Annotated in this window: 6 protein-coding genes and 1 pseudogene; all 7 read left to right on the forward strand. The window is 72.2% G+C overall.

What is annotated here, in order from left to right:
* Positions 1–227 (forward strand): annotated as a pseudogene (locus AB0G02_RS20060) (hypothetical protein); the annotation flags it as partial.
* A 253-nt stretch (positions 228–480) separates the two neighbouring features.
* A complete protein-coding gene (sucC, locus tag AB0G02_RS20065) occupies positions 481–1,650 on the forward strand; it encodes an ADP-forming succinate--CoA ligase subunit beta (protein ID WP_360796454.1) in 1,170 nt (389 codons plus the stop codon).
* A 2-nt stretch (positions 1,651–1,652) separates the two neighbouring features.
* Complete coding sequence (gene sucD / locus AB0G02_RS20070) at positions 1,653–2,543, forward strand: succinate--CoA ligase subunit alpha (protein ID WP_360796456.1); 891 nt, start codon at positions 1,653–1,655, stop codon at positions 2,541–2,543.
* Between the two features lie 186 nt (positions 2,544–2,729).
* The gene (locus AB0G02_RS20075) at positions 2,730–3,389 is read left to right on the forward strand and encodes a DUF5336 domain-containing protein (RefSeq protein WP_360796459.1); all 660 of its coding nucleotides are present in this window, start codon (positions 2,730–2,732) and stop codon (positions 3,387–3,389) included.
* Between the two features lie 102 nt (positions 3,390–3,491).
* Positions 3,492–5,069, forward strand: a complete 1,578-nt coding sequence (locus AB0G02_RS20080; protein ID WP_360796462.1) for a DUF6350 family protein — start codon at positions 3,492–3,494, stop codon at positions 5,067–5,069.
* 28 nt (positions 5,070–5,097) lie between these two features.
* On the forward strand, positions 5,098–5,760 hold the full coding sequence (gene purN, locus AB0G02_RS20085; RefSeq protein WP_360796465.1) for a phosphoribosylglycinamide formyltransferase: 663 nt from the start codon (positions 5,098–5,100) through the stop codon (positions 5,758–5,760).
* Positions 5,757–7,340, forward strand: coding sequence for a bifunctional phosphoribosylaminoimidazolecarboxamide formyltransferase/IMP cyclohydrolase (gene purH, locus AB0G02_RS20090; RefSeq protein WP_360796468.1), 1,584 nt, complete (start codon positions 5,757–5,759; stop codon positions 7,338–7,340). The genes purN and purH overlap by 4 nt, the downstream gene beginning before the upstream one ends.
* Positions 7,341–7,409: the final 69 nt, after the last annotated feature.

A 7,409-nucleotide genomic window follows, 5' to 3' on the forward strand; every position in this document is an offset into this window, starting at 1 on the left:
TGGCGCTGCTGACCGCGGTGGTCGCCGCCGGGGTCGCGCTCAAGGCCCGACCGGGCCGCGGCGCGGCGCTGCTGCTCGGCGCGGCCGTCCTCACCGGCGTCCGGGCGCTGGAGTACCCGCTCACCGCCGCGCGCGTCGTCGAGGCCGCACCCGGCCCCGGGCTCTGGCTCGCGGTGGCCGCGACGGTGGCGTTCCTCATCTCCGGCGCGCTGCGCACGGCCCGCTGAACCGGTGCGGGATCACCTGGTGGTGATCGACCTCACCACCTCTATGACGGACTTCACGGGCGTGGGGTGCGGTGGAGTCCTGACCGGTCGATAGTGTTCTGCGAAGCCGCGTCGAGCCGGTCCCCCACGGCTGTGCCGGCGTTCCAGGTGATGCCTGGTACGTGTGGGCACCAGGCGCCGGCCTGGAGCGCCGGACCTCAGAGGACCGCACGACAGGACGCGGTGTCCGACACCGACGTCGCAGGAGACCCGAGTGGACCTGTACGAGTACCAGGCGAAGGATCTCTTCGCCGCCCACGACGTCCCGGTACTTCCGGGCGACGTGGCCAGCACCCCCGCCGAGGCCAAGGCCATCGCTGAGCGCTTCGGCCAGACCGTCGTGGTCAAGGCCCAGGTCAAGACGGGTGGCCGCGGCAAGGCGGGCGGCGTCAAGCTCGCCGAGAACCCCGCCGAGACCGAGGCCAAGGCCGACGCGATCCTCGGCCTGGACATCAAGGGCCACGTGGTTCACCGCGTGCTGGTGACGCCCGCGTCCGAGATCGCGGAGGAGTACTACTTCTCCTTCCTCCTCGACCGCGCCAACCGCACCTTCCTGGCGATGGCCAGCGTCGAGGGCGGCATGGACATCGAAGAGGTCGCCGCGACCAAGCCCGAGGCCCTGGCCAAGGTGCCGGTGGACGCGATCACCGGTGTCGACCGCGCGAAGGCCGACGAGATCGTCGCCGCCGCGAAGTTCCCCGCCGAGGTGGCCGACCAGGTGGCCGACGTGATCGTGAAGCTCTGGGAGACCTTCGTCTCCGAGGACGCCACGCTGGTCGAGGTCAACCCGCTCGTCCGCGACCCCGAGGGCAGGATCGTCGCGCTCGACGGCAAGGTCACCCTCGACGAGAACGCCTCGTTCCGCCACCCCGGTCACGAGGCGCTGGTGGACAAGCAGGCCGAGGACCCGCTGGAGGCCAAGGCCAAGGCGAAGGGCCTCAACTACGTCAAGCTGGACGGCCAGGTCGGCATCATCGGCAACGGCGCCGGCCTCGTGATGTCCACCCTCGACGTGGTGGCGTACGCGGGTGAGAAGCACAAGGGCGTCAAGCCCGCGAACTTCCTCGACATCGGCGGCGGCGCGTCGGCCGAGGTCATGGCCAACGGCCTGGAGATCATCCTGCACGACCCCGACGTGCGTTCGGTGTTCGTGAACGTCTTCGGCGGCATCACGGCGTGCGACGCGGTCGCCAACGGCATCGTGGCGGCGCTGGGCATGCTCGGCGACGAGGCGAGCAAGCCGCTCGTCGTCCGCCTCGACGGCAACAACGTCGAGGAGGGCCGCCGGATCCTCGCCGAGGCCGACCACCCGCTGGTCACCGTGGTGGACACTATGGACAACGCGGCCGACAAGGCCGCCGAGCTCGCGGCTGCGGGGGTCTGACGATGGCGATCTTCATCACCAAGGACAGCAAGGTCATCGTCCAGGGCATGACCGGCGCCGAGGGCACCAAGCACACCAAGCGGATGCTGGCCTCCGGCACGAACATCGTCGGCGGCGTGAACCCGCGCAAGGCCGGCGAGAAGGTCGACTTCGACGGCAACGTGCTGCCGGTGTTCGGTTCCGTGGCCGAGGCCATGGAGACCACCGGCGCCGACGTCACCGTGATCTTCGTGCCGCCGGCGTTCGCCAAGGCGGCCGTGATCGAGGCGATCGACGCGGGCATCGGCCTGGCCGTCGTGATCACCGAGGGCATCCCGGTGCACGACACCGCCGCGTTCTGGGCGCACGCCGTCGCGACCGGCAACAAGACCCGGATCATCGGCCCGAACTGCCCCGGCCTGATCAGCCCCGGGCAGTCCAACGCGGGCATCATCCCGGCCAACATCTCCGGCGCGGGCAGGATCGGCCTGGTGTCGAAGTCCGGCACGCTGACCTACCAGATGATGTACGAGCTGCGTGACTTCGGCTTCTCCACCGCCATCGGCATCGGCGGCGACCCGATCATCGGCACCACCCACATCGACGCGCTGGCGGCCTTCGAGGCCGACCCGGAGACCGCGGCGATCGTGATGATCGGTGAGATCGGCGGCGACGCCGAGGAGCGGGCGGCGGCCTACATCAAGGAGAACGTCACCAAGCCGGTCGTCGGCTACGTCGCGGGCTTCACCGCCCCCGAGGGCAAGACGATGGGCCACGCGGGCGCGATCGTGTCCGGCTCGGCCGGCACCGCGCAGGCGAAGAAGGAGGCCCTGGAGGCCGCCGGCGTCAAGGTGGGCAAGACGCCGAGCGAGACCGCCGGGCTGATGCGGGAGATCATGCAGTCCATCGGCTGACACTGGTCCGTTCGGGCAAGGCGCAGAGGGTCACCTCCCCCCGGGAGGTGGCCCTCCGTGCGTTCCCGGAGGAGTCAATGCGCACATTGGGGGGAACCACAGGAGTCCGGTCGTCGTCGGAGAGTGTGCATCGGCTAGCGTTCTGTCGACCCGAACTGAAGTCCCGCAGGTGGAGGAGACCGCATCATGTCCCAGCCGTACGGCGCCCCTCAGCAGCAGCCGGGTCCGGCGCAGCCGGCGGTGGGTGTGAACCTGAACCTCATCCTTCCGCTGGTCGCCGCAGGTCTGGCCCTGATCGCGTACCTGCTCGCGTTCGCCGACGACGTGCCGTCGTCGGAGTACCTGTACGCGGCGGGCATCCTCGCCGGCCTGTCCGTGCTGCCCAAGGCGCCCCGGGGCCTGCTGTACGCGGCGGTGCCCTTCGCCCTGATCCCCACGCTCGGGCTGCTCCAGGGCCTGATCACCACCGAAGGCGACGTCCAGGGCATGCAGATCGTGCTGCTGATCGTGTCGCTGCTGCTCACGGCGGCCGTGGTGATGAGCCTGCTGCTCGACACCGGCCTGGTGAAGCTCCAGCCGAAGACCGCGAACGTCTACGGCCAGCCCGGTGGCTGGAACCCGCACTCGGGCGCGTTCCCGCAGCAGGGCCAGCAGCCGCAGCAGCAGTTCGGCCCGCCGTCCGGCCAGTTCGGCCAGCAGGCGCCGCCGCCCCAGGCCCAGCAGCCGCAGCCGGGTCAGCCGCAGCCGACGTCCTACATGCCGCAGCCGGGCCAGTTCGGCCAGCCGGGCCAGCAGCCCGGCCAGGGCACGCCGCCCGGAGGGTTCGGCGGCCCGCAGCAGGGCTGATCACGTCGTGGGAGGGGTGGTGCCGGGGTTCCGGCGCCACCCCTCTTCGCGTGTCCGGCGAGCCTCGCCCGAACGGCTCACCGCTACTGGGACAGTGGGAGGATGTCGGTGCAGCAAACGACCTCGCACGGCGTCGTGACGGACTCCGTCCGCCCGCCCGAGTTCTCCCGCGCCGAACGGGTGCGGGTGCTCACGATGACCGCCGCCGGATCGGTGGTCGTCGGGTACGCGGGCGTCGCCGCCCTGCTCGCGCTGATCTCCTCGACGGCGGCGCACGCGGCGTTCTCCACCACCGGTGTGCTCACCGCCGCCGCGCCGGGCTGGCTGGTCGCGCACCACGTGCCGCTGCGCTTCGACGGCGGCCAGCTCGGCCTGCTGCCGCTGCTGCCGACGGCGCTGGTGATGCTGCTGGTGTACCGGGCGGCGGCGAGCGCGGCGGACCGGTTGGGGCTGTTCGAGCCGTTGCAGGCCCGGTCGGTGGTGTTCAGCATCGCCGGGGCGCACGCCGCGGTGGGCAGCGTGATCGCGTTGCTGATGGGTGACGAGGGTCCGGTCCGCGCGACGCCCGCGGTGGCGTTCTTCGGCTGCGCGGCGGTGTCCGGGCTGGCGGCGGTCGCGGGGGTCGCGCAGCGCTGCGGCCTGGTGGAGGTCGTGTTCGAGCGCATCGACCCGGTGGCGCGGCGCGCCCTGCGCGCGGGTGCGATGGCGTTGTTCGCGCTGGCGGCGGCGGGTGCGCTGGTGCTGGCGCTGGGCCTGGCGTTCTCGTGGTCCACCACCTCCGCGCTGTTCGACCAGGGCGGCGGCACGATCGGCACGGGGCTGGGCATCTGGCTGCTGTGCCTGGCGTACCTGCCCAACGCGGTGGTCGGCGCGCTGTCGTACGTGGTGGGCTCGGGGTTCTCGATCGGCGCGGTGGTGGTCGGCCCGCTGGAGTTCACCGGCGGTCCGGTGCCCGCCGTGCCGCTGCTGGCCGCGCTGCCCGAGGAGCAGGCCGGCTACCTGCCGCTGGTGCTGGTGCTGCCCGGCGTGATCGGCGTGCTGGTCGGGTTCTCGCTGCGCGACGCCGCCGGGACGCCTCGGCCGCGGGCACGCGCGGTGCTGGTCGCGGCGGTCACCGCGGGCGTCGGCGCGCTGGTGCTGGCGGCGGTCGCCGGCGGTGCGCTGGGCGGCGGCGCGTTCAACCCGGTCACCATCCCGGCCGGGCTGCTGGCCGTGCTGACGTTCGGCTGGGTCGCCGTGCCGGGCGCGGTGGTGGCCTGGTTCGCCGGGCCCCGTCCGCCGCGCGTGGTGGAGCCCGAGCCCGTCGCGGAAGACCCGGTCGAGGACGACGACTACGAGGACTACGAGGACGAAGTCGAGTACGACGACGACGAGGAAGAGCTCGAAGAGGAGTTCGAGGAGGAAGAGGACGACGAGGACGACGAGGACGAGGGCGAAGAGGCCGAAGGGGACGAGGACGAAGACTACGACCACGAGCTCGACGAGTACGACGACCTCGAAGAGGAGTTGGTGGAGGACGAGGACGGGTCGGACGACTCCGATCCCGGTTCCGGACCCGACCCCGACTCCGGTGCCGATCGTGACTCCGAGGACGTGGACGACCCCGACGACTCCGGTGACGCGGACGACCCGGAGTCGGACCCGGACTCGGACCCGGACCTGGCCGACAAGCCCCGGTAGGCAACGCCTAGGCTGCTCTTGAGCTGCTGTGACAGTCCCCAGCAAGGAGAGCACGCTGAGCGCCGCGATCACACTCCGGCTTCCCGTCCCCGCCAGGGTCGTCGTCCTCGTCTCCGGTTCCGGCACCCTCTTGCAGGCGTTGCTGGACGCGGCGGCCGACCCCGGATACCCGGTCGAAGTGGTCGCCGTCGGCGCGGACCGCGACGGCATCGCGGGACTGGACCGCGCCCAGCGCGCCGGCGTCCCCGGCTTCGCGGTGAAGCTGCGCGACCACGCCGACCGCGAGGCGTGGGACACCGCCCTGGCCGACGCCGTCGAGGCGCACAAGCCCGACCTGGTGGTCACCGCCGGGTTCATGAAGATCCTCGGACCAGCCTTCCTGGCCCGCTTCGGCGGTCGGATGGTCAACACCCACCCCGCGCTGCTGCCCGCCTTCCCCGGCGCGCACGGCGTCCGCGACGCCGTCGACTACGGCGTGAAGGTGACCGGCGCGACCGTGCACCTGGTGGACGGCGGGGTGGACACCGGGCCGATCCTGGCCCAGGAGGCGGTCGTCGTCTCCGATGACGACGACGTCGAAAGCCTGCACGAGCGCATCAAGGTGGTGGAGCGGCGGCTGCTGGTCGACGTGGTCGCCCGCCTGGCCCGCGAGGGCTGCACCGTGAACGGACGAAAGGTGAGCATCCCGTGACCACTCCTGCCGAGAGGCGACCGGTTCGTCGGGCCCTGATCGGGGTTTCCGACAAGTCGGGGCTGCTGGAACTGGCCAACGGCCTGCACGCGGCCGGGGTCGAGATCGTCTCCACCGGCGGCACGGCGCGCACGCTGGCCGACGCGGGCGTGCCGGTCACCCCGGTCGAGCAGGTCACCGGGTTCCCGGAGGCGCTGGACGGCCGGGTGAAGACGCTGCACCCCGGCGTGCACGCTGGTCTGCTCGCTGACACGCGGCGGGACGAGCACGTGGCGAAGCTGCGCGAGCTGGGCATCGAGCCGTTCGACCTGCTGGTGGTGAACCTCTACCCGTTCGCGCAGACGGTGGCGTCGGGCGCGTCGGCGGACGAGTGCGTGGAGCAGATCGACATCGGCGGCCCCGCCATGGTGCGCGCGTCCGCGAAGAACCACGCCAGCGTGGCCGTCGTCGTGGACCCGTCGCGGTACTCGTGGGTGTTGGAGCAGGTCACGGAGGGCGGGTTCACGCTGGCCGACCGGCAGCGGTTGGCCGTGGACGCGTTCCGGCACACCGCGTCCTACGACGTGGCCGTCGCGTCGTGGCTGGGCAACGTCGTCGCGCCGGACGACGAGGACTCCGGCTTCCCCGGCTGGGTCGGCGCGACGTGGAACCGCAAGCAGGTGCTGCGCTACGGCGAGAACCCGCACCAGCGGGCCGCGTTGTACACGCAGGGCGACGGCCGCACCGGGCTGGCGACGGCGGAGCAGCTGCACGGCAAGGAGATGTCCTACAACAACTTCGTCGACGCGGACGCCGCGTGGCGGGCGGCGTGGGACCACGAGCTGCCGTGCGTGGCGATCATCAAGCACGCCAACCCGTGCGGCATCGCGGTGTCCCGCGTGGACGGTCCCGGTGCGATCGCGGAGGCGCACCGCAACGCGCACGCGTGCGACCCGGTGAGCGCGTTCGGCGGTGTGATCGCGGCCAACCGCGAGGTGACCGTGGAGATGGCCGAGCAGGTCGCGGAGATCTTCACCGAGGTGATCATCGCCCCGTCGTACGCCGACGGCGCGGTGGACGTGCTGACGCGCAAGAAGAACATCCGCGTCCTGGTCGCGCCCGAGCCGGTGCGCGGCGGCGTGGAGATGCGCGCGGTGTCCGGCGGGCTGCTGGTGCAGTCGACGGACACCATCGAGGCCGAGGGCGACGACCCGGCCAAGTGGACGTTGGCGTGCGGCACGCCGCTGGACGAGGAGGGTCTGGCCGACCTCGCGTTCGTGTGGCGGGCGTGCCGGGCGGTGAAGTCCAACGCGATCCTGCTCGCGTCCGGCGGCGCGACCGTCGGTGCGGGCATGGGTCAGGTCAACCGGGTCGACGCGGCGCGGCTGGCGGTCGCCCGCGCCGGTGACCGGGCCCGCGGCTCGGTGGCGGCGTCCGACGCGTTCTTCCCGTTCCCGGACGGGTTGGAGGTGCTGCTGGAGGCCGGCGTGCGCGCGGTCGTGCAGCCCGGTGGGTCGGTCCGCGACGCCGAGGTGATCGCGGCGGCCGAGGCGGCCGGCGCCACCGTGTACCTGACCGGGACGCGGCACTTCGCCCACTAGTCGTGCACCGGGTCCGGGGGCTCCTCGCCACGTGCGGGGTGCCCCCGGACCCCGTCCGGGGCGTTCCCG

The sequence above is a fragment of the Actinosynnema sp. NPDC023658 genome (assembly GCF_040639995.1).
Classification (GTDB): domain Bacteria; phylum Actinomycetota; class Actinomycetes; order Mycobacteriales; family Pseudonocardiaceae; genus Actinosynnema.